Raw genomic sequence first — 23,237 nt, forward strand, 5'->3', positions numbered from 1 at the left:
TTGAACGTTTATAGGACATTCTGTGAGGGGGACGGAGCAGGCATGGAAGGAGATCTCCAGAAATTTAAGGCCGACTTTTTCAAAGCATTGGCTCACCCTCTGCGCATCCGCATTTTGGAGGTGCTGAGTGAAGGGGAACGGAATGTGAACGAGCTACAGACTGCGCTCGGTTCCGAAGGTTCTGCCGTATCGCAGCAATTGGCCGTTTTACGAGCCAAAAATTTGGTGAACAGTTTCAAGGAAGGTACATCGGTCGTGTATTCACTACGTGATCCGCTTTTGAAGGAGCTGCTTGCGGTGGCGCGGCGGATTTTTGACAATCATTTGGTCGAAGCGATCTCGTTGCTGGAAGGTATACGTAACGAGAAGTAATGCTATTACAGAAAAGAAGGGTTACAGGAATGAAGTGGATAGGAAGGTTCGAAGGCTATAACGCAGGGGCTTTGCGTAAGGATCTCATTTCCGGAAGTATTGTAGCGATTGTGGCGATTCCGCTTGGTATGGCGTTTGCCATTGCATCAGGAGTAAAGCCGGAATATGGGCTGTATACGACCATTGTTGCGGGAATTTTGGTTTCGCTGCTGGGAGGGTCAAAATTCCAGATCGGAGGACCTACGGGTGCATTTATTCCGATTTTGCTGGCTATTGTCATGCAATACGGTTATGAGAACCTACTCATAGCCGGTTTTATGGCGGGTATTATGCTCATTTTAATGGGAGTGCTAAGGCTGGGGGCACTGATTAAGTTTATTCCCAAGCCAGTAACAATTGGCTTTACGGCCGGTATTGCCGTGACGATATTCAGCGGTCAGATTGCTAACTTTCTCGGCTTGCGTGGGGTAGAGCGGCATGAAACTTTTCTGCCTTCCATGGCAGAGCTCATCCATCGACTTCCTTCACTGAATGTATATAGTATCCTGACGGCTTGTATCTGTCTTGCCGCGCTTATTTTGGTGCCTAAAAAATGGCCCAAGATACCCGGCTCACTGGTTGGTCTACTCTTGTCAACACTGGTGGCAGCTTTACTTTTTCCAGGGCAGGTGGCTACGATTGGCTCTGCGTATGGCGCAATTCCAGCATCTTTGCCTGAGCTACATATTCCTGTGATGACGTGGGATTTGATCGTGAAACTCTTGCCGCCAGCACTTGTTATTGCAATGCTGGGAGCTATTGAATCTTTGCTTTCAGCGGTGGTAGCTGACGGTATGACGGGAGCCCGGCATAACAGCAATCGTGAACTGGTTGGACAAGGGATAGCTAATTTGCTGACACCGCTGTTCGGCGGAATTCCTGCGACAGGTGCAATTGCCCGCACCGCCACAAATATCCGTAACGGTGCTGTTTCTCCTATGTCAGGCATCGTACATGGGTTCGTGGTGCTCCTCATCCTGGTGCTTTTCGCACCTTATGCGTCTAACATTCCGTTGGCCAGTATGGCTCCGGTGCTGATGGTAGTAGCTTGGAATATGAGTGAGCGCAAGCATTTTGCACACATTCTCAAAACGCGGACAGCGGATTCTATTGTGCTGGTTGTCACCTTTTTGCTGACAGTTTTTACGACGCTGACAACGGCTGTGGAGGTAGGTTTAATTCTGGCAGTTGTATTGTTTGTTAAACGTATGAGCAGTACACTTTCAGTAGATAAGGTACTTCCTGATCCTTCTGTAAAACATGAAAAAGTAGGCGCCCATATGGTCACAGATCAGCATGATTGTCCACAGGTGGCTATTTACAATGTGGAAGGCCCTTTATTTTTCGGTGCAGCCTCGGTATTGGAAAACTCAGGTGTGGGAGGTCGGACTGACCACCTACAAGGGATTTTGTTGTTGCGTATGGGGAAGGTCCCTTTTATGGATATGACGGGAGAAGGTAACTTTACCGCATTAATTCAGAAATACCGGCAGTCTGGCGGAACGGTGCTTGTTTCCGGGCTCCAGCCTCAACCGCTAGCATTACTACAGAAAACCGGATGCTACGACATGATTGGACAAAAGCATTTTTTCGAACATACAGGAGAGGCCCTGACGGCTGCCCTTGCGCTGGTGAATCAGGATCATTGCTGTGGATGTAGGCAAATGGCTTTCCGAGAATGTACGAGTCTGTGCCGCAGATCGCTGCAAACCAAATCTTCCTTTCCAGATGGAGCCGTTTCGGTTCCTATACCTGTAAATAGCGGCAGATAACACTCTTTTAAATTTGTTGCTGAATGCCGAAAAATCTCTTCTAATCCCCGAAACCAAGTGCATAATGAAGACTTGCATTTGCTTCGAAAATGGAAGAGGTTTTTCTCTTCTTCAAGAAAAAAAGGAATAAAATTCAAAAAAATGCTTGAATATCTGATTTTATGACACTATACTAGATTCAAAAGATACCATATGTTTCATTCTTTTGTTTTAAATTGTATTTTAATACTTGCACATTAACCTCCTCGATTATTTCTAAATTTCTTATCCTACCTTTCTCTTCATTTTTTTCACTTATCATTTTCAAACTTGTCCACCTGTTTCTACCCGATGCTCGTTCTTTACGGTCTGCACCAAGGGTTGTTCACCTCAGAATGATGACCTATGGATATCACCCCCGCGGAATCTATATTTTTTAAAGGAGGTGAGTACCAGAGGCTATTTTGTGAGCTTTTGACGTAGCTGCTCGGAAGGTTGTCCTTGAGAATTAAAAAACCAAGTAAAGGGAGATGGAAAGTATTGATTAAGTCGAAAAATATCAAAAAGACGCTGTCGGTCAGTTTTACCGCTCTTCTTGCTTTTTCTCTGATTTCTCCGGTATATGGTGATTCCAGCACAACCACCTCAGCAGGAGCATCGACGATTTCTGCCAAGCTGAACCAACAATTCAGTGCCAGTGAGTATGTCACCTATCTGGTTAAACTAAAAGATCAGGTGGATACGGAGTCAGTTGCCAAGCATGCTTTCCAAAAGGCCTCTGCAGAGCAAATTTCACCCGCTGCTGCTAAGCTTTCTGTACGTACAACGGTTGTGAACTCTCTCATGGATACAGCAGAAAAAACGCAACAATCCGTGGAGGAATACTTAAAGAAGGAAGTCAATAACGGAAACGTCAAAAAGTACAAGAGTTACTTTATCGTGAACGCATTTGCGGTAACCAGCACCAAAGAGGTCATGGATAATCTCGCCACACTTCCTGAGATCGACAAAATTTTACCGGATGAAAAGCGGGAACTGCAAAAGGTAGAAATAGATAAGGATGCCCAGCCCGTAGTTGAGGAATCTACAGCTGACCAAGCAGTTGCAGATCAAGCCGCTGTAGATACGGCTGTGACGGAAGAGAATGCGCAAAAATCAGTGGAAGAATCCGTGTATAAGGATGCGGTAACACCAAGCCGTGTCGAGTGGAATATCTCTAAAATCAAAGCACCACAGGTCTGGGCCAAAGGCATTGACGGCAAAGGCATTGTAGTCGCCAATCTGGATACAGGCGTTGAATATACTCACCCGGCGTTGAAAAGAAAATGGCGTGGTCTGAATGCTTCCGGTCAGGTCGTTAATCCAGAACTGAGCTGGTATGATGCGGTTGACGGAGCATCGCTGCCGACTGATTCAAATGGACATGGTACACATACGATGGGTACGAGCGTTGGCTCGGACAGCAACGGTACGAATGAAATCGGTGTTGCTCCTGGCGCCAAATGGATTGCGGTTCGAGTATTCAATCCAGATACGACCGACTCCATCTTGCTGGATGGTGGACAGTGGATTCTTGCTCCTGTAGATAAAAACGGTAAAAAGCACCCTGAGCTTGCACCGGATGTGGTGAATAACTCTTGGGGCGGTGGACCTGGCCTGGATGAATGGTATCGTCCAGTCACCAAGGCGTGGAGAGCGGCTCAGATTTTCCCTGAGTTCTCCGCAGGCAACACAACATTGTCCAATCCGGGTGGACCTGGGTCTGTAGCCAATCCGGCAAATCTGCCGGAAGCCTATGCGACAGGAGCCACGGACATTAACAACAAGCTGGCCAGCTTCTCACTGCGCGGTCCTTCTCCTTATGGCGAAGTGAAGCCTGAAATTTCGGCTCCTGGTGTCAACATCCGTTCTTCTGTACCGGGCGGAGTGTATGAGGGGGGATGGAACGGTACCTCCATGGCAGGCCCGCATACTGCTGGATTAGCGGCATTACTGCTTCAGGCCAAACCATCATTGACCGTGGATCAACTGGAGGATGTTATTTCAAAAACAGCGACGCCGCTGACAGACAGCCAGTATCGGACTTCACCGAACAATGGTTACGGATATGGTCTGATCGACGCGCTTGCTGCGGTGAACTCCGTACTTAAGTGAGGATTTTGCAAAAATCCCATAAGCGACTTCCAATGAACAAGATATAGAGCGAAAGATAGGATTAAGAAAGACCCCCGAAATCCCTTTGAGCGGCTCGTACAGAGATTGCATACACCTGTTAACCGTGTAATGCACTATTACGTAGCCGCAAAAAAGGGGTTTCGTACATAAAAGAATATAAAAGTCATAGAATTTCAAGAAAAATGCAAAAAAATGACTTGTATATCTGTTTTGATAACTTTATACTATTCCATAATATATGATTATATATCAATTTTTAATATAAACTGTAATGATATAACATGTTTTTCTTCGAAGTTCTCCTGCTTTTTCTCCTTGGTTTCTACTGAATTTCATCGCTTCCTATTGGGATAGTAAACTCACCTATGAAGTACCACCATCTATGAACAGCCAAATATTTTTGTGCCTCTATATTCTATGAAGGAGGTGGTCGCCAACCACATCGTGTTGCGCAACCCGTGTGTTTGATGTGTAAGGTATGAGGTCTTACTCTGTACAGGTTATTCCAGAAACATTAAACCTAGTAAAAGGAGTGGAGAAGTAATTGATTAAACCTAAACGATTCAAGAAACCACTATCTATCGGACTATCTTTGCTAATGGCCTTTTCCTTTGTTCAACCTGCTTTGGCGAATAACACACCGGATGGCTCCAAGCTGGAGCTGAAATCAGCCTCGCACAAGGTCACGACCGCGAAGGTATCCCCGAAACTGACCAAACAGTTTGAGGAGAATAACTATGTTACCTATCTGGTCAAATTAAAAGAACAGGTAGACACCAACAAGGTTTCTAAAAATGCACTCCAAAAGGCCTCGCTTGAGAAAATAACACCTTCCGCTGCCAAAATGGCTGCACGCAGCCATGTGATCAGTTCTCTGCGTGAAACGGCTTCAAGAACCCAATATGGGCTTGAAAATTATTTGGATAAGCAATCAGAGAGCGGCGGAGTGAAGGAATATAAAAGCTTTTTTATTGTCAATGCATTGGCTGTAACAAGCACCAAGGAGGTGCTGGATCATATTTCACAGCTGCCTGAGGTCGATAAAGTCTTGCCTAATGAAACGCGTTATCTGCAAAAGGTGACGGTTGACAAGCAAGCAGAGGGAGCAAATGCCAAAACGGCTGAAACAGCCACAGCAACAACGGCGAAGTCTGCAACGGTAGAGAAGGCTGTAGAGCTGGAGAAGGACGATGGCAAAACATCGGCAAAGCCTGGCAATGCAGGTAAGAACGCTGTAGACCCATCTACGGTGGAATGGAACATATCCCATATTAACGCACCACAAGTGTGGGAAAAAGGAATTGACGGAACCGGAATCGTGGTTGCCAATCTGGATACAGGTGTAGATTATACACATCCGGCCCTTCATCGCAAATGGCGGGGTTTGGACGCGGCAGGCAATGTCGTGAATCCCGAGCTAAGCTGGTACGATCCGCATAGTCATGCGACGCTTCCGGTCGATCAGGAAGACGATTCCCATGGTACACATACGATGGGCACGATGGTCGGCTCTGAAGAAAACGGAACGAATCGAGTTGGCGTTGCACCTGGTGCGAAGTGGATTGCGGTTCGGATTTTTAATCCGGAAACGACGGATGCTATTATACTGGATGGCGGTCAATGGCTGCTTGCGCCAAAAGATGCCCAAGGGAATCTTCATCCCGAGCTTGCTCCAGACGTAGTGAACAACTCGTGGGGAGGCGGACCGGGTCTTGATGAATGGTTCCGGCCTGTGGTTCAGGCATGGCGGGATGCTCAAATCTTCCCCGAATTCTCCGCAGGTAATACCTCTCTTTCCAATCCGGGTGGACCTGCCTCGGTAGCCAATCCGGCAAACTATCCGGAATCTTTCGCTACTGGAGCCACGGATAGCAATGATAATCTGGCAAGCTTCTCATTGTTAGGACCCTCACCCTATGGTGAAATGAAGCCCGAAGTTTCCGCGCCGGGTGTAAATATCCGGTCATCTGTTGCTGGCGGCGCCTATAAAGGTGGATATAACGGTACTTCCATGGCAGGTCCGCATGTTGCGGGTCTTGCAGCACTGTTGCTGCAGGCGAATCATTCTCTTACCGTAGACCAGCTTGAGGAAATTTTGATGAACACAGCTACACCGCGTACAGATAGCACATATCCTACTTCGCCAAACAATGGCTACGGACATGGTGTCATTAATGCGCTGGATGCAGTCGGTTCGGTCATGCAAGGTCTGGGCTCCGTGTCTGGTAAAGTTGTAACGGGTGGCGACGATCTGGAAGCACCTGTTCTCGAGCATACACCGCCCGCAGCCGCATTCGAGGGTATTGATATACCTCTGACTGCTCATGTAACGGATGATGTCGGCGTGACAGCCGTTGAGGCATTTGCCAAAACAGCAGGTACGTCAAACTATGTATATATTCCGTTGGAACGGACTTCCGGCGACAGCAAAGATGGTACATATCAAGCATCCATCCCGACTTTTTTGGTGGACAGCGCTGGTCTGGAATACTATATTCGTGTAAATGATTACGGAAATAACGGATTTGAAACTGAAGTATACAAGGTTAAAATCTCCAAAGGCGTAAAACCAGGCTACACACAAGACTTTGAAAAAGACATTGCCGGTATTAATGTCGGTGGACAGGGCAGTGTTTGGAAATGGGGAACTCCGACAAGCGGCCCTAAAAGCGCACATTCGGGTACAAAAGTCATCGCGACTAATCTCGAAGGTCAATATCAGGCTAACTCCAACAGTTATTTTATGGCCCCTCCGATTGATCTGACCGAGAGTTCAAAAGGGGCATTGGTCAGCTTCAAGCATTGGTACGATCTTGAAAATAATTCTGATTTCGGCAAAGTGTACGTAGCAACCACAAACAATCAGAATGCGTTTGAACAGGTATTATCGTTTACCGGCACCAGCAATGGCTGGAAAACACAATATCTTGATTTGCGGGCATTCGCGGGTCAAAAGGTATACCTCCTGTTCAACTTTACTAGTGACAATACGGTTGTGAAAGATGGCTGGTATATTGACGATCTGTCGATTCAGGAGCCAGACACTGTTGCACCTGCTGCGCCGAGCAATTTGACTGCTGAAGCAGATACTGTAGGCAACGTCACACTGGCCTGGAATGCTTCCTCCGATGAAGATGTGAAGCAGTATAAGGTGTATCGTTCTACCCAATCAGGCAAAAATTATACTTCCATCGGTACAACCTCAGCACTGACACTCACAGATACCATCACGGTCGGTGGAGCGACCTATCATTATGCAGTGGCGGCTGAGGATTATAGTGGCAATGAAGGAATCAAGTCGAATGAGGCTTCTCTGAGAGTAGACGTGCCGGATACGCTGTATAGCGATCATTTTGACGGCAGCTCGGATAATGGCTGGACTCATTCCGGTACTAAGGATGAGTGGGAACGCGGCATTCCCAAGGAAGTAGGACCAGAGAGCGCAGCGTCCAGACCCAATGTGTGGGCAACCGATCTGGATAGCAATTATGAGAACGGAGCTGAATTTTCGCTGGTTTCTCCAAAAATTAATTTGCAGGCTGTACGCAACGCAACACTGACCTTCAATCACTGGTTTGAAATTGAGGCCGGCTATGATTACGGTTATGTGGAAGTGTCCAAAAACAATGGCGACACGTGGAGCGAGCTGGGCAAGTTCTCTCACAACACGAATGGGAAAAAGTGGACTCCGGTTTATTACAATCTGGATAGCTACACCGGCAATGAGATCCAAATTCGCTTCCGTTTGAAATCGGATAACAGTGTCAACAAGAATGGCTGGTACATTGACGATTTCCGTGTGCTGGGTATTCCAGCTGCGACAGTGACCAAGGATATCGTACCTGAGTCGAATATCAAGCTGGAAAAAGCGGAAGAACAATTCCCGCTGTACAAAATTACAAGCACTGAAAAGAGTGAATTCCAGGAGAAAGTGAAGCCGGCAGAAACAACGGTGGATAGTGGACGTGTCGGTCTCGACAGTCTTCCAGCCAGCGCTACGGTTACGGTATTGGAAACCGGACGTTCGGTGAAAACGGATCCGACCACGGGCAAATACAGCTTCACCCATGTGGCAGGCGACTATACGCTGAAGGCTGAAGCCTATGGTTATGTGCCTCAAACGAAAGCAGTCACGATTGAGAATAACAAAGTCATAAGAGCAAACTTTAGTCTTCAGGCCGTACCTCACGGTACGATTCATGGGGTCATTACCGACAAGCAATCCGGTGAACCGATCCAAAAAGCGAAAGTGTTGGTGCTGGAGGATGCGCGTATTGCTCCGGTAGAGACGAATGAGGCTGGAGAATTTACGCTGGACGTGCTGGAAGGAACATACACATTGTCCATTTCAGCTGAGAATTATTATAGTGACAGTGTATCCGTTACTGCTCCTCCGAACGGTAGTGTGGTAGCGAATGTCACGTTGAAACCTTTCATCGGGTTCCAGGGAGGCATTGCCTACGATGATGGGACAGGAGAAAATGCTAGAGCCTTTAACGCGGCAGGCAATTCATGGGCAGTCAGAATGACGCCTGAGTCGGAAGTGGCTCAAGTGACAGGAGCATCGCTTTTGTTCTGGAACTCTGCCTTCCCGAATCCGGGAGGAACGGCATTCCAATATTCTATCTATGACGCCTCCGGTGCGGCAGGAGCACCTGGACGATTACTGGCTGGTCCATTCGACGGGACTGCCGTAAGGGATGAGACACAATGGACGACGGTGCAGCTTCCAGAGCCGGTGACGGTTCAAGGTGACTTCTATATCGTATATACACAGTCTGCTGTAGGCACACAGTCGCCAGGTCTTGCTACAGATGAGAGTGGCCCGAATGCACTTCGCAGCTGGCAAGGTGTAAGCGGGGCGTGGAGCCAATCACCTGAGGAGGAAGGGAACTACATGATCCGGGCTATCGTCAGATATCCGGTGAATGCTCCAACGATTACGACTCCTACGAAGGCTACGTATACGCAGGAAGAGTCGATTACCGTAACAGGAACTTCCCCGGCAGAAGGAGCCGATATTCAGCTTTTTAACGGTAAGGAGCTGGCTGGCACAACGAAAGTGAAGGATCGTCAGTTCAGTTTGTCGGTTGATCTTCAGCCAGGTGCTAATCCGCTAAGTGTTCAAGCAGCGGTATACGGCAAATTAACGGATCGTTCCGAAACGGTAGTTGTGACGCTCGATCAGACTAAACCGGGTCTGATCCTGACTTCTCCTGATGAAGGAGCCCGTACGAACGCAGGTGTAGTTAGTGTTGTTGGTACCGTGTACGACGAGTTCCTCACCGAATTGTCGATTAACGGTGAGCCTGCTGAATTTGGAAGTGATGGCAGCTTTAACAAGAGATTGCTTATCAACGAAGGTGAAAATCAAATTACGGTGACGGCCAAGGATCTTGCCGAAAACGAAACAACCGTTACGCGCTCGGTGTATGTCGATACAGCTCTGCCGAAGCTTGAAAACATTAGCCCTGCTGAGGATGTGCGTATTACTCCAGGGCAGCCGGTACGAGTATCCTTTGACAGTGCATCCGGTTTGGAGGCATCCTTCCATGTGGAGCTGCCTTTCAACCTGTCCACTTTGGGCCGCAACGATATTCCATTAAATGAAACTTCGTCAGGCCACTATGAAGGTACTTATTTCACTTCATCTTCTCTGAATCTGGAAGGCGGAGTCATCGTGATCCGGGTAAGGGATGCAGCGGGAAATGAAGTGGAGACGGAGGCGCCAGGAAAATTGTATGTAACCAATGGTGGAGGACAGAACCCTGATCCGAATCCACCTACATCCAATGAAAAGCCAGTAGCCATTATTCAGGCTAATGAATCAGCTAAGAAGAACAAAAATGTACAATTTAACGCCAAAGCTTCCCGTGATATAGATGGTGAAATCGTCAGCTACAGCTGGAATTTTGGCGATGGCGATACGGCAGTCGGTTCCAAGGTGAAGCATAAATTCACCACAGCTGGAACGTATACCGTAGAGCTAACGGTGACGGATAATGACGGCGCAAGCGGTAAGACTGTGCATACGATCACAATCCGTTAACAGCCAGTAGGAAAGGGAAGGCTTCTTTTAGAATAGCAATGAAGGCCCACAGCAAGCCACGGTTTATAGAGGCTGCTGTGGGCCATTTTTAATTGTCGAGCCGTTCAGGAAGCGATACAATGAATAATGCTCATAAAGTGAATCGTTTCACAATAAAATTTTTAGCAGGAGAGGATTATATGATTCATTTGCAAAAAGAAAGCGGACGTATCCGTCTTGTGCTGGATGCCTATTTTATGGGAGAAGATATCATTGTACTCATTTCTGGCGGTGATCAGCCCCATTTGGGAACGATTACAGCAGGGGCCAGGCTCGAGCCGATTCAAACTGTGCAATTACAAAACCATAAGGAATTTTATATTACCGAGGAAATTGCAGTTCGCTTGCGAAAAGAGTTTGCGGGCAATTTTGCCATTTGCTGCGGGGCACATTTGGATCATGCAACCAAGGATGAAATCCGAGTGCTGACAGATATGGCTATACAACTGGGAAAAGAGCTCATTGGAGAACTCAAGCAAGCACGCTAGTAGCGACCTTTTTAAGTGAACTCCTGAAAGAGCAGATTGCGATAGGGATACTTGCTAAAGGGATACTTAAAAAGCAAGGCAAAGCCATCATCCTCAATTTGTACGGATTTCAGCGCAGAGGATGGAATTAAACTACGGATCATGACATGAACTGCACGCTGGTCTTGTCTGTTGATCGCTTTAGCTAAGGCAGAAGCAAAACATGGATTACGTGCCAATTCGCGATACAGCGGAAAAACGGCTTTTGCGATGGCGCGATGAACTCTCGGCTCAAACGTAAACTGCACAGTCCCTGGTGGAATCGTCGTTCCATTCGTATAATAGAGCATCGGTGGCTGAGCTAAAAAGGAAATGAAGTAGCCGATGCCATTCGTGCCTAAGCCTTGTTTGGCGGCAAATGGCGCTACTGAGCAGAGAAGGGATTTCATCCGATCCAAATTGCCCTGAACGACAGCTCGTGACCATTGGACGGCAAAAGCACGTCGGGTTGCAATAGCTTTGTAAAAGGGCAGCATGACAGCGGATATTTTCCTAAGTGTTTCTGCATTTAAACGTTTGTGAGGCGAGCCCTTTCTGCGGGATGTTGCACGATATAGCATAGCTCCGACCTCCTTGGCAGGATGCTCTCATGGAGCGCAATTGATCTGTACCAGGTAAAATACTGTATGCCCGGTTACCTCAAAAAGTGCTAATATCGCTATGTTTCTTCTTTTTAACGTTCTAATTTAAAAAATTGAAATAAGTACTGTCCTGATTTGTAAGATTGTGGTACCCTAGAACTTATATAATTGCTATTTTTCGTATTGGAGTTGAATTTAACAGATGAGTGATTTGTACAAGGAGCCTCGATCTTCCGATCCTTTTCAGGAGACGAACGATTATAACGCCCCATTTAACCCGCCCCCAGTAGTTCCACCTACGAATAGTAAAGCTGTTGCCTCGATGGTGCTCGGGATTTTATCTGTGGTCATTCCCTATATCGGGTTGATTATCGGAATTGTGGGTATTATTTTGTCCAGTCTTTCCCTGAAGGAAATTAACCGTCATGGCGAGCAAGGCAGAGGTATGGCCATTGCTGGATTGGTATGTAGTATTATCGGTACACTGATTTATACACTGATCATCATTTTTATAGTTATTGTTTTTATTGTAGCGGCCTCCAGTGGCGATCCGGATATTTTTTCAGACATTTAATGAATTGAAGAATGCTTGAGTCAGACAAACCATTCACGATTTGACTATTGGATGTTATGATAAAAGGAGTCCAATGAAGGAGAGTGAAGCCGTATGGCACGTACTCAAACACAAAAAGCGCTGAGCAAGGCAAAGCGCGCTGGAATCTATTGCGCGGCACAAAGCCGCAAAACGAATGACCATTATGGCGAGATTTCACAGCACATACGAATGAAGCCGACCAAGCAAGAACAATTACAAAAGGTCAAGCACAAGAAGCGAATCGTTCAGAGCGACGCTTCTTTTTTTGTTTTTAGAGAGAACAGCAAGGTCCTTTTCGGCATGACTTTATAAAGTAAGCCTGCAACCAAACGTTGAGCAGAGAAATGATTGTATGGATCGAATAGCGTTTTTCTGTACCGAAAAAGGACTTGATAATAATTATCATTCTTGTTAGAATATCATAAGAAAGAAGGAACCCGGGCATGGGCTCCTTCATTATAAAGCTTAGGCTTGAAATCAAAGATTTACTTGGCTTCGAAGGTTTTGCAGTCTGTTTCTTCGGATTTGTGAGTGTCTTCAGGTCTGTTGCTTACGATATAAATGGAGCTAGCGCTACATTTATTTTCTTGGGCCCAGTACGTACATGAATTGACTTCACACAGCACGTCTTTTGCCATGTTGTACACCTCCTTATATGGTTGTGATGGGCTGAGCAAATAGTATCACGGTCAGTCAAGGTAGGACTTGTCCAACCGTGTTTACCCTCTTGTCAGGAAGAGGGACTTTGCTATGCCTACTGGTACAATATCAAATGAAATTTAAAATTGCAATGTTTGCTTCATTTTGCAGTTTGAAGCGCACACAAGTGTCCCTTTTAATTAAAAAATAAAAGCTGTCCTCCATGCAGACCGAAATGTTTCTCTGCTGGAGAACAGCTTTTTTTGTTTTTCTGACATAATGACGATATGAAAAGACTTAGCGCACGATAGGAATATTTACGATGGGATCGATGTCAGCATCATAGTCTACGCCCTCAAACTCAAAGCCGAACAGTTGGAAAAATTCGTGACGATATCCTTCAAGATCTGACAATTCGTAGATATTGTTGGTCGTCAGCGCCTCCCATATCTTCTCAACCTCTGCCTGTACGTCTTCGCGCAGTTCCCAATCATCAATACGAATACGTCCTTCTTCATCTACAGGAGTTTCTGGTGCGTATAGACGCTCAGCAAACAGGCGGTAGCTCTGTTCTACGCACCCTTCATGCAACCCTTTTTCCTTCATTACCTTATATAAAGCAGAAATATACAGAGGAACGACAGGGATAGCGGAGCTAGATTGGGTAACGAGTCCTTTGGTGACTGCGACGAAGGCGCGTCCGCCTGTAACTTTCAGCTGATCGTTCAGCTGATGCGCTGTCTCCTCCAAATGATCCTTTGCACTTCCAATACTGCCTTCTCTGTAGATGGCTTGCGTAATATCTGAACCAATATACGAAAAGGAGAAGGTTGTTGCAGTATCAGCCAATACACCGCCTTCACGCAAGGCGTCAATCCACAATTTCCAGTCCTCACCACCCATAACCTCTACCGTTGCTTGTACTTCTTCTTCTGTTGCGGGTTCAAGCGTCACGCTGCTGACTTCCCCGGTGTGGAAGTTAACGGTCTTGTTTGTGTAAGGCTTACCAATAGGTTTGAGCACGGAATTAAACGTTTCGCCTGTGCGAGGATTTGTACGACGACCTGAAGCGACACTGTAAACCACCAGATCGACTTGTCCCAGTTCTTCGCGAATGGCTTCCACCGTTTTGGCTTTGACCTCATCCGAGAAGGCATCGCCTGTCACGCTTAAGGATTTAAGCCCAGCTTCCTGAGCAGCTTTTTCAAATGCAGCAGAATTGTACCAGCCTGCCGATGCTGTACGTGTGGCCGTAGCATTACTAGGGCGATATACACCAATTGTATTGGCACGCGCACCGAAGGCGGCAGTAATGCGAGAAGCCAACCCATATCCGGCAGATGCCCCGATCACAAGTACATTACGGGGTCCCTGGATAGCAGGAAGGGCCTGTACATAGTCAATTTGCTCCTGAACATGTTGGGCACAGCCCACCGGATGAGCAGTGGTGCAGATAAAGCCACGTGTTCTTGGTTTGATAATCATGTTATTGTAATTCCTCTCTTCTTGTAGCGATCTTCACCCTTACTATTTTAACTTTTAACTATTTTTTTTCAAACGTGGATTTCAGTAAGTATCCTTTTTACCCAAAAGTGTATCCTTGCACGGGGTGGCAAGTGCCTAAGGGCCTGCATATGATGCTGTAACGATAAATACGAGAAGGGAGAGAGCTGCTTGAAGAATAAGAGCCGCAAAACCATAAGAAACAAAAAGCCGCTCTATAGTGTAATTGACCCGGATATGAATGAATTAAGTATGATACAGCGCGTGAAGCCACAGCCTGCGGAGAGGGAGACAGAAGCAAGACTTCATCAAGTTGCTTCTCCGCCTCCCCCAACCAAAGAGGAGCCGGAGCTACAGACTGTTGTCGAACCTGAAATCGAGGTTTCGCATGAGACAGAGGTTGAAGGTGCGGATGCTGAGGAGACTCAAGTGTCGATAGAGGAACCCCAAGAGCTAGAACCAGAACCAGAGCTGGAGCCAGAGCCAGAACCTGATCCAATTGATGTGGAGGAAATTTTGAGCAATAAGAAGGCCCCACATGTAAACAATGCTTTCATCTATACAGACGATTTGAGCGATTTTGCTGTGACGGGTGAGAAGATCGCTCCCGCTTCCATAGATTTCAGCAAGCTGAAACAAGAGAGCATCCACACGGAATCTCTGGCGGATTATGCCGTTCAAACGATTAAGATAGCCGACGGTGCTGTGACTTCTTCGAAGATTGCCGCAGACTCCATTACGGTGGAACATCTGTCGGACGCATCGGTGTCAGGCAGTAAATTGCAGGATCGCTCCATCGGTGGTGAAAAACTTCGAGATGGCAGCATCACTCCTGAGAAGCTGGCTGATAAGATTATCAGTGGTGATCATATTGCGAATGGCTCCATTGAGAGCCGTCACTTCAAGCAATGGATCGTGTCTTCAGATATGCTTCAAGATCAGTCGGTCACCTCGGATAAAATTCGCAGTGGTACGATTCAATCGAACAATTTGGCTAATGAAGCTGTCGACAGCTCCAAGCTGGGCGATCAATCTGTGACCACTTCCAAACTGCGGGATGGTGCTGTGGATGGAGCTAAAATCCAAGCTGGCAGCATTGAGAGTGCACACCTGACCGAGCATGCCGTTCATGCAAGGCATCTGGCCCCCGGTTCGATTAATCGTAAGCAGCTATCCAATGGAATTGTGGGCAAGGAACAATTGGAGGAAGGCGTTGTCAGCGGGCGCCATCTGGAGTCTGAGGCAGTGACCAGTGCGCACATTCAGGCTGGAGCGATTGAAAGAAAGCATCTGAGTCCTGGCTCCATCGGGGAAGAGCAGCTTGGAACGGGCCAAGTGACAGCCCGCCACCTGGCGGATCGGAGCATTCAGTCCAATAAACTGGCAGATCAATCTGTAGGCTCATTGCAAATTGTCGATCAATCCGTCACTTCATCCAAGATATCGGATCAGAGCATTTTACCACACAAAATTGCCGACGAGGCGGTACTTACCAGACATATTGCTACAGCAGCCATACAAGGTCCCCAAATTTCTCCGGAGGCAGTCTCTTCCGTACACCTCCAGTCCGAAATCATTCGAAAAGATCATATTGCATCGGAGGCGGTTACGGAACAACATTTGCATTCCGGGGCTGTGACGAGCGAGAAATTAGGGAAGGGGGCAGTGCTGGAACACCATGTGGCGAATCAGGCTGTCAAGGAAAATCACATTGCTTCGAGCGCGATTAAGTCTGACAAAATTGCTGACGAAGCAGTGACAGAACCTAAAATTGCCACAGGAGCGGTAACTGGAAATAAGATTGCCCCTCAAGCCATTACACACGCACACATTGCAGCGGGGGGAATTCGTGAAAACCACCTTGCCGACAACAGTGTGGGTGGAAAGGCATTGCAGGCTCAATCCGTCGATTCGACCCATCTGGCCCAGAGTTCTGTGCTGAGCAAACATCTTGGGGAAGACAGTGTTGGAACCTCAGCTTTGCAAGAACAGTCCGTTACCGCAGACATACTAGGGGAAGGCGCTGTTCAAACCGCGCATTTGGCCAGCGGAGCGGTGTACTCCCATCATTTGCAGGATCATGCCGTTACTTCACTGAAACTATCGCCGGAAAGTGTGGCCACGGATAAAATCAATGATTTGGCGATTACAGCTCCTAAGTTAGCTGAGGGTAGTGTCACTTCCTCTAAGCTGTCTGCTCGTTCCGTGCAGCCGTGGCATATTACGGATAAAGCGGTGCAGAGTAACCATCTGGCTGTTGAAGCGGTGGAGGCGAATCATCTCGCTCCGGAATCCGTCACCTCTAATCATTTGCAATCTGCATCGGTCCAAACCAAACACCTCGCCCCTGACAGTGTATCCGGTCATGCACTTCAGTCAGAAAGTGTCACCTCTGAGAAGCTAGCGGCCCGTGCTGTGCAGGCTTCCAATCTGGCAGAAAACAGCGTGGGTCCCGGACATTTGGCTGCGCAAGCCGTACACACTCAGCATTTGGCTGCAGGAGCAGTACAGGAGACGGAATTAGCCCAGAACGCTGTAAAGTCTGTACATCTTGCGCCCGAATCCATCCAATCGGAGCACTTGCAAAGCGGGGTCATTCAGGGAGAGCATATCGCATTGCAGGCTATAGCGACTCCGGCCTTACAGGATGAATCGGTCACCTCTGCCAAACTGTCGGAGGGAAGCGTAACTCCCACCAAACTGTCTGCCCATGCCGTGCAGTCCGGACATATTATGGACGAAGCTGTACAAAGCAACCATTTGGCTGTGGCGGCCGTGGATTCGGCACATCTGGCTGCAGGAGCGGTCACCTCGGTGCATCTACAGGCTTCCTCGGTGCTCACGAGACATTTGGCCCCGGATAGTGTGTCCGGTCGTGCGCTTCAAGCGGAAAGCGTCACCTCGGAAAAGCTGGCAGCCCGCTCGGTACAAGGAATGAACCTCGCGGAAGGCAGCATCGGCCCTTCACATCTTTCTGCGCAGTCGGTGCACACTCGGCATCTGGCAGCTGGAGCAGTACAGGATAGAGCACTGGCAGAGGGGGCAGTGAAGTCCGTGCACATCGCACCGGAATCCATCCAGCCACATCATCTGCAAATTGGAACCTTTCAGGGAGAGCACATCGCGTCACAGTCCATATCGACAGATTCTTTGCAGGATGAGTCCGTTACATCCGATAAACTGGCGAATGAGGGTGTGACTGCCGCCAAGCTGTCAGCCCACTCGGTCCAGCCGTGGCACATTACAGACGAAGCGGTGCAAGCCAAACATCTGGCAGAAGAAGCCGTCCAGTCCAATCATCTGGCCCGGGAATCTGTCACCTCTGCCCATTTGCAGGCTTCAGCGGTGCTTGCGAGCCATCTGGCTCCAGATAGCGTATCTAGTAGTGCGCTTCAAGCAGAAAGCATCACCTCGGAAAAGCTGGCGGCACACTCGGTGCAAGCGACGAATCTCGCGGAAGGCAGCGTCGGCCCTCCACATCTGTCCACGCAAGCGATACACAGCCGGCACTTGGCAACGGGCGCAGTACAGGACAGAGCGCTAGCAGAAGGGGCAGTGAAATCCGTGCACATCGCACCGGAGTCCATCCAATCGCATCATCTGCAAACGGGAACCATTCAGGGTGTGCATATCGCCTCACACGCGATATCGACCGATGCTTTGCAGGATGAGTCCGTTACGTCCGACAAGCTGGTGGATGAGGGCGTGACTGCCGCTAAGCTGTCAGCCCACTCGGTCCAGCCGTGGCACATTACAGACGAAGCGGTGCAAGCCAATCATTTGGCAGAAGAGGCTGTCCAGTCCAACCATTTGGCCCGGGAATCCGTCAGATCTGCCCATTTGCAAGCTTCGACGGTGCTTGCGAGCCATCTGGCCTCGGATAGCGTATCCAGTAGTGCGCTTCAAGCAGAAAGCGTCACCTCGGAAAAGCTGGCGGCACACTCGGTGCGAGCGTTAAATCTCGCGGAAGGCAGCGTCGGTCCTTCACATCTGTCTGCGCAGGCGATACATCCCCGGCATTTGGCACCCGGCGCAGTACAGGACAGAGCGCTGGCAGAGGGGGCAGTGAAGTCCGTGCATATCGCACCGGAGTCCATCCAGTCGCATCATCTACAAATTGGAACCATTCAGGGTGTGCATATCGCCTCACAGGCCATATCGACCGATGCTTTGCAGGATGAGTCCGTTACGTCCGACAAGCTGGCGGATGAGGGCGTGACTGCCGCCAAGCTGTCTGCCCACTCAGTCCAGCCGTGGCATATTACAGACGAAGCGGTGCAAGCCAATCATTTGGCAGAAGAGGCCATCCAGTCAAACCATTTGGCCCCGGAATCCGTCAGATCTGCCCATTTACAGGCTTCCTCGGTGTTTGCGAGACATCTGGCTGTGGACAGTGTGTCAGGTCGTGCGCTTCAAGCAGAAAGCGTCACCTCGGAAAAGCTGGCGGCACGCTCGGTGCAAGCGGCGAATCTCGCGGAAGGCAGCGTCGGCCCTTCACAGTTGTCTGAGCATGCCGTATACCCCCGGCACTTGGCAACGGGCGCAGTACAGGACAGAGCGCTGGCAGAGGGGGCGGTGAAGTCCGTGCATATCGCACCGGAGTCCATTCAGCCGCACCATCTGCATCTTGGAACCATTCAGGGTGTGCATATCGCATCCCAAGCAATATCAACCGATGCTTTGCAGGATGAATCCGTTACGTCCGACAAACTGGCAGATGATGGTGTGACTGCTGCCAAAATATCTCCTCATTCGGTCCAGCCGTGGCATATTACGGACGAAGCGGTGCAAGCCAATCATTTGGCAGAAGAGGCCGTCCAGTCGAGCCATCTGGCTCCTGAATCTGTCACCTCTGCCCATTTGGAGGCTTCGGCAGTGATGACCCGGCATATTGCACCCGGGAGTGTATCAGTTCACGCGCTTCAGGCAGGCAGCGTGAACGCTGAGAAGCTTGCGCTTCGGGCGGTGCGTGCTTCGAATCTGGCAGAAGCTAGCGTAAACTCCGTGCATTTGACGGAGCATGCCGTACACGCTCAACATTTGGCCGATGGGGCGATCCAAGGGTCAGCACTGGCAGAGGGAGTGGTGCAGTCCAGGCATATCGCGCTGGATTCAATCCAGTCGGAACATCTGCAAGCAGGGGCAATTCAGCCACAGCATGTAGGCTGGCAGGCGGTAGCTGAGGATGCTATACAGGAAGGTGCGGTGACGTCCAGCAAGCTTGCAGATGGAACGATACAGTCCCGCCATGTGGCTGAGGAAGCTATTGAAAGCCACCACATTGGAGAGGAAGTTATTGATTCGCATCACCTAAAGTCGGGCTCGGTGACACTGGCTCAGCTGTCCACAGATATTCATCTCTCCGGACTTTTGCCAGAGGAAGGTGTCAGTGGCGACAGACTTCAGGCAAACAGTATATCTCGCAGCCATCTGCAAGCTCAGGCCGTCGACAGCGAGGTACTGAGCCCGGAAGCTGTGGGTCCAGAGCATCTGCAGGCTGCTGCGGTACAAAGCCATCATGTGGCAGAGCAGAGCATTGAGGGTCATCATCTGGTGGAAGGCTCTGTAGGCTCACGTGAGCTGGAGCTGAACGCAGTGAAGCCGGAGCATTTGAGCATCACTCCGGTCCGTACTTGTGCGAATCAGCCCGCATTGCAGCAGTTTGGCAGAGCGCCGTTTCTTTTGAAAGGTAGTGAAGGAGAGACGGAAGTGACCATTGTATTCGGGGAGCCTTTTGTAAACCCAGACTACACGTTGGTAGCGATGACGAACCACCCTCTCTTTCATGCGACGTTGAAATCTCAGACGCCGAATGGAGCAGTGATCGTCGTAACCAAGTGGAACGAAACCGCGCATAACTATGGTATTATTTCCTGGATCGCCATTGGCTAGTGAAGATGGTTATTGTAGAACTCATAGCGTGCAGACTCATGTATTTTCTAAATACAAAGCTGCACGCTTTTTCATATACTTTTCACACAATTGCTCCACAATTATCCCGAATTCTCCTGATAAGCTAAAGATACTTTAAAGGAGAGGTGATTCAATCATGAAAAAATGGACTAAAAATGCAGCAGCCGTATTGACCGTAGTAAGTGTACTGGGAGGAGCAAGCAGTGCATTCGCAGCTACAGCAACAACGACTCCAGCGAGCACTGCACCAGCGATCAAAGCTCCCGTGGTTACGACTCCGGCTACCAAAACACCGGCAAAAGCACCTGTGACGAAAACACCTGTGGTGAAAGCACCTGTTAAAAAAGCTGTAACGGCTCATAAAACAACAACCCAAGCGAAGAAAGCCCCTGCTAAAAAATCCGTTGCGAAAAAAGTGGCTAGCCACAAAACAAAAGCAGTGAAAGTGCAGCACCGTACAGTTAAACATCATGCAAAAAAACATAATGTTGTTAAACACAAAGCAACAGCTCATAAAACTCGTGCACATCATGTCGTAGCTAAAAAAGTGACTCACAAAGCTCCAGTTAAAAAAGCAGTCCCAGCAAAAACAGTGAAAACAGCGCCAAAAACAGCTGCTAAAGTAGTAACAACCAAGAAATAAGATTGATGTGTAATTAGCTTTCAGCTCGCCTGGCATATACAGCAGCGATTCATGATAAGAAAGACGGGACCGGGAACGGTATACCCGTCTTTTGTCTATTCTGCTGGGCTTCTGTTAAGCTTAAAGAGAGGATGGAAGCATCCAGAACAACGGCAAGGGGTTAAGGCCATGACAAAAATAGTAGTAGTGGATGACGATGTGTTCATTTTGCAATTAATATCTGAATATTTGAAAAAAGAATCCTACGAGGTCACTTCCTTTTCCAGTGGTAAAACACTGGTAGAGCATATCCGTACGAACCGTCCGGATTGTCTCGTTCTTGATATTATGATGCCTGGCATTGATGGGCTTTCTCTACTGACTCAGCTTCGTGATTTTACAGAAATGCCGATCATTATGATCTCTGCCCGTGGAGAAGAAAACGACCGTATTCACGGGCTGGAGCTGGGATGCAGCGATTTTTTGACCAAGCCCTTTAATCCAAGAGAGTTGGTAGGAAGGGTTAAAGCGATGCTGAGACTGAGCAAGGCCGGAATGTCTGCATCGGACGATAGGCAAGCGGCAGGAAGCGCAGATCTTTGCCATGCGGGCAATCTGTGTATTTTTGCTGACTTTCGTAAAGTCACAGTGGACGGACAAGAGCTAAATTTGACCTCACGTGAATTCGACCTGCTGCTGTTTCTTGCGAATCATCTGGAAAGACCTTTTGGCAGGGAACATCTGATTCAGCAGGTGTGGAGCTATGATTTTATAGGTGATGTGAGAGTCGTGGATGATCTGGTCAAACGGATTCGTAAAAAGTTAGCTGAATATCACTCTACGCTCGTCATTAACACCGTATGGGGGTTCGGATATAAAGCAACGGTTCAGGAGTTGTAACCATGCGTACGATGAGAGCTAAAATACTGCTTTCCCTGTCCATCGCCATGCTTATTACCGTCTGTATTACGGTTGTTTTATTCATCAGGCTTATCGACGACATTCTGGTGAATCAGGCTAAATCCAAGCTTCATGAGCAGGCGCGTAAAGCCGTCCATATTATGAGCGACGGAGGCTTTGATCGACTGGATAATGCTGAATTCAACTATGTTATCAAGGGCGTGCTTTTATCTGCCGACTACTTTATTTTAAGCACGGATAACCGTATCATCGACTCAAGCGTCTCTGGAATGGAAGGCAAAAAGATCGAGCGTTTGCTTTTGATCCGCCAGGGATTTTTTGCATCGGTTCATCCGTCTCCCCAGGATCTGACCGCTACACATGAAGGGGTAGCTGTGCTTCAAGGTAAAAAGGTACTGTTTACGAATGAAGAATTGCCCGGACAACCTTTTCGTATTTTTGTATACTCACCCTTATCTTCCTTGAGAGCACTGTATGTACCGTTAATGAGAACCACATTACTGTCTATCATCGCGGGATTTTTGGTGATTCTCGTCATTGGTCTGATGGTTGTCTCACGTCTGGTGCGTCCACTCAAACGATTGAAAGAGGCGGTAGGCAACTACGAACCGAATCAGCCACAGGATAGTGATTTTCCGCAGGCGGATAAAAGTGAGATTGGCGAGCTGATCGGTACCTTTCATTCCATGTCTGCCCGTATTCAGCAGCACCATCAGGGTCAAATTGAATTTCTACAAAATGTATCTCACGAGCTAAGGACACCGTTAATGTCCATTCAAGGCTATGTATATGCCATTCAGGATCAAGTGGTATCCCAGGACGAGGGGCTGAGTATCATCAAAGTGCAGTCCCAGCGGTTAATTGATATGGTGGAAAAGCTGCTGCAGCTATCAAGGCTGGAAGCGCTGAATGAGGAATGGCCTGTCTCTCTGGTTGATCTTAAAAGCATGGCGGAGGATGCTGTTCATCTATTGATGCCGGTGGCTGCTGAACGTTCTATCTCGCTTCGAGTGGAGGGAGAGGGCCTGCATGTGGCCGTTCCGGCCGAGCAATTGTTCCGTATGATGTTGAATTTGTTGCAAAATGCAGTTCGGCACACCTCTACGGAGGTTGTCATTCATTTGGAGACAGGGACAACACCGGAGGTTGTATGGGTTATGCATGTGGATGATGATGGAGGAGGGCTGACCGAACAAGAGGCAGCCGAGGTGTTCGGAAGATTCTATGCGGGCTCGAATGGTGTCACAGGTCTTGGATTGGCTATTTGTCGTCAAATTGCTACCCGATTGAACGGAGAACTACTCTGCACCCGTTCGCCATTGGGTGGAGCACGCTTCAGCTATATCCAACACATGTTATAAATGAGTACAAAAATGGGTAAAAATGATCGTTTTTTCGGCCTAATATCCCATTTATCTAACATAGTATGAGAGGTTTTTGGTGATATTTTAGATATAGCTTGACTGGTAGGTACTAAACTGAGTAAAATTAATCGTATATACCTTGACTCT

General features: G+C 48.3%; 14 protein-coding genes. 11 read left to right on the plus strand and 3 right to left on the minus strand.

Annotated features, from left to right (window positions below; translation table 11 throughout):
• Positions 1 to 42: 42 nt before the first annotated feature.
• The 5 genes from WA407_RS13100 to WA407_RS13120 all read left to right on the plus strand — a co-directional run bounded on the left by WA407_RS13100 (position 43) and on the right by WA407_RS13120 (position 10,913).
• Positions 43 to 372 (plus strand): ArsR/SmtB family transcription factor, encoded by a 330-nt coding sequence (locus WA407_RS13100; RefSeq protein ID WP_061828729.1) that lies wholly within the window; start codon positions 43 to 45, stop codon positions 370 to 372.
• A gap of 29 nt (positions 373 to 401) precedes the next feature.
• Positions 402 to 2,183: a SulP family inorganic anion transporter gene (locus tag WA407_RS13105; protein WP_235308936.1), complete on the plus strand. Its 1,782-nt coding sequence runs from the start codon at positions 402 to 404 to the stop codon at positions 2,181 to 2,183.
• A 519-nt stretch (positions 2,184 to 2,702) separates the two neighbouring features.
• A complete protein-coding gene (locus WA407_RS13110) occupies positions 2,703 to 4,316 on the plus strand; it encodes a S8 family serine peptidase (RefSeq protein ID WP_336077508.1) in 1,614 nt (537 codons plus the stop codon).
• A 565-nt stretch (positions 4,317 to 4,881) separates the two neighbouring features.
• Complete coding sequence (locus WA407_RS13115; protein WP_336077509.1) at positions 4,882 to 10,386, plus strand: S8 family serine peptidase; 5,505 nt, start codon at positions 4,882 to 4,884, stop codon at positions 10,384 to 10,386.
• Between the two features lie 179 nt (positions 10,387 to 10,565).
• A complete protein-coding gene (locus WA407_RS13120) occupies positions 10,566 to 10,913 on the plus strand; it encodes a prenylated flavin chaperone LpdD (protein WP_023989817.1) in 348 nt (115 codons plus the stop codon).
• Between the two features lie 11 nt (positions 10,914 to 10,924).
• Here WA407_RS13120 and WA407_RS13125 read toward each other — a convergent pair whose 3' ends face one another.
• Positions 10,925 to 11,512 carry a hypothetical protein gene (locus tag WA407_RS13125; RefSeq protein WP_336077510.1) on the minus strand — a complete coding sequence of 196 codons (588 nt, stop codon included), beginning with the start codon at positions 11,510 to 11,512 and terminating at the stop codon, positions 10,925 to 10,927.
• Positions 11,513 to 11,735: 223 nt separating this feature from the next.
• Here WA407_RS13125 and WA407_RS13130 point away from each other — a divergent pair, with 223 nt between their 5' ends.
• Positions 11,736 to 12,107: a DUF4190 domain-containing protein gene (locus tag WA407_RS13130; RefSeq protein ID WP_025720792.1), complete on the plus strand. Its 372-nt coding sequence runs from the start codon at positions 11,736 to 11,738 to the stop codon at positions 12,105 to 12,107.
• A gap of 93 nt (positions 12,108 to 12,200) precedes the next feature.
• On the plus strand, positions 12,201 to 12,440 hold the full coding sequence (locus WA407_RS13135; protein WP_336077511.1) for a hypothetical protein: 240 nt from the start codon (positions 12,201 to 12,203) through the stop codon (positions 12,438 to 12,440).
• A 173-nt stretch (positions 12,441 to 12,613) separates the two neighbouring features.
• On the opposite strand, the gene WA407_RS13140 is transcribed toward WA407_RS13135, so the two are convergent.
• Together WA407_RS13140 and fabV are read right to left on the minus strand one after the other, a co-directional pair.
• Positions 12,614 to 12,766, minus strand: a complete 153-nt coding sequence (locus tag WA407_RS13140) for a DUF1540 domain-containing protein (protein WP_013311427.1) — start codon at positions 12,764 to 12,766, stop codon at positions 12,614 to 12,616.
• Between the two features lie 298 nt (positions 12,767 to 13,064).
• A complete protein-coding gene (gene fabV, locus WA407_RS13145) occupies positions 13,065 to 14,252 on the minus strand; it encodes an enoyl-ACP reductase FabV (protein ID WP_336077512.1) in 1,188 nt (395 codons plus the stop codon).
• Between the two features lie 189 nt (positions 14,253 to 14,441).
• On the opposite strand from fabV, the gene WA407_RS13150 reads away from it, so the two are divergent.
• The 4 genes from WA407_RS13150 to WA407_RS13165 all read left to right on the plus strand — a co-directional run bounded on the left by WA407_RS13150 (position 14,442) and on the right by WA407_RS13165 (position 23,087).
• A complete protein-coding gene (locus tag WA407_RS13150) occupies positions 14,442 to 20,162 on the plus strand; it encodes a WIAG-tail domain (protein WP_336077513.1) in 5,721 nt (1,906 codons plus the stop codon).
• Between the two features lie 157 nt (positions 20,163 to 20,319).
• Positions 20,320 to 20,826, plus strand: coding sequence for a hypothetical protein (locus tag WA407_RS13155; protein ID WP_336077514.1), 507 nt, complete (start codon positions 20,320 to 20,322; stop codon positions 20,824 to 20,826).
• Positions 20,827 to 20,994: 168 nt separating this feature from the next.
• A complete protein-coding gene (locus WA407_RS13160; RefSeq protein WP_061828739.1) occupies positions 20,995 to 21,705 on the plus strand; it encodes a response regulator transcription factor in 711 nt (236 codons plus the stop codon).
• Between the two features lie 2 nt (positions 21,706 to 21,707).
• On the plus strand, positions 21,708 to 23,087 hold the full coding sequence (locus tag WA407_RS13165; protein WP_235308952.1) for a sensor histidine kinase: 1,380 nt from the start codon (positions 21,708 to 21,710) through the stop codon (positions 23,085 to 23,087).
• Positions 23,088 to 23,237: the final 150 nt, after the last annotated feature.

Source organism: Paenibacillus sp. 203, assembly GCF_037027525.1.
Classification (GTDB): domain Bacteria; phylum Bacillota; class Bacilli; order Paenibacillales; family Paenibacillaceae; genus Paenibacillus; species Paenibacillus polymyxa_B.

Coding starts and splice junctions, on each gene's coding strand:
- WA407_RS13155 (WP_336077514.1), top strand. CDS start 20,320: ATGAAAAAATGGACTAAAAATGCAGCAGCCGTATTGACCGTAGTAAGT.
- WA407_RS13135 (WP_336077511.1), top strand. CDS start 12,201: ATGGCACGTACTCAAACACAAAAAGCGCTGAGCAAGGCAAAGCGCGCT.
- WA407_RS13165 (WP_235308952.1), top strand. CDS start 21,708: ATGCGTACGATGAGAGCTAAAATACTGCTTTCCCTGTCCATCGCCATG.
- WA407_RS13125 (WP_336077510.1), bottom strand. CDS start 11,512: ATGCTATATCGTGCAACATCCCGCAGAAAGGGCTCGCCTCACAAACGT.
- WA407_RS13130 (WP_025720792.1), top strand. CDS start 11,736: ATGAGTGATTTGTACAAGGAGCCTCGATCTTCCGATCCTTTTCAGGAG.
- WA407_RS13160 (WP_061828739.1), top strand. CDS start 20,995: ATGACAAAAATAGTAGTAGTGGATGACGATGTGTTCATTTTGCAATTA.
- WA407_RS13120 (WP_023989817.1), top strand. CDS start 10,566: ATGATTCATTTGCAAAAAGAAAGCGGACGTATCCGTCTTGTGCTGGAT.
- WA407_RS13140 (WP_013311427.1), bottom strand. CDS start 12,766: ATGGCAAAAGACGTGCTGTGTGAAGTCAATTCATGTACGTACTGGGCC.
- WA407_RS13100 (WP_061828729.1), top strand. CDS start 43: ATGGAAGGAGATCTCCAGAAATTTAAGGCCGACTTTTTCAAAGCATTG.
- WA407_RS13105 (WP_235308936.1), top strand. CDS start 402: ATGAAGTGGATAGGAAGGTTCGAAGGCTATAACGCAGGGGCTTTGCGT.
- fabV (WP_336077512.1), bottom strand. CDS start 14,252: ATGATTATCAAACCAAGAACACGTGGCTTTATCTGCACCACTGCTCAT.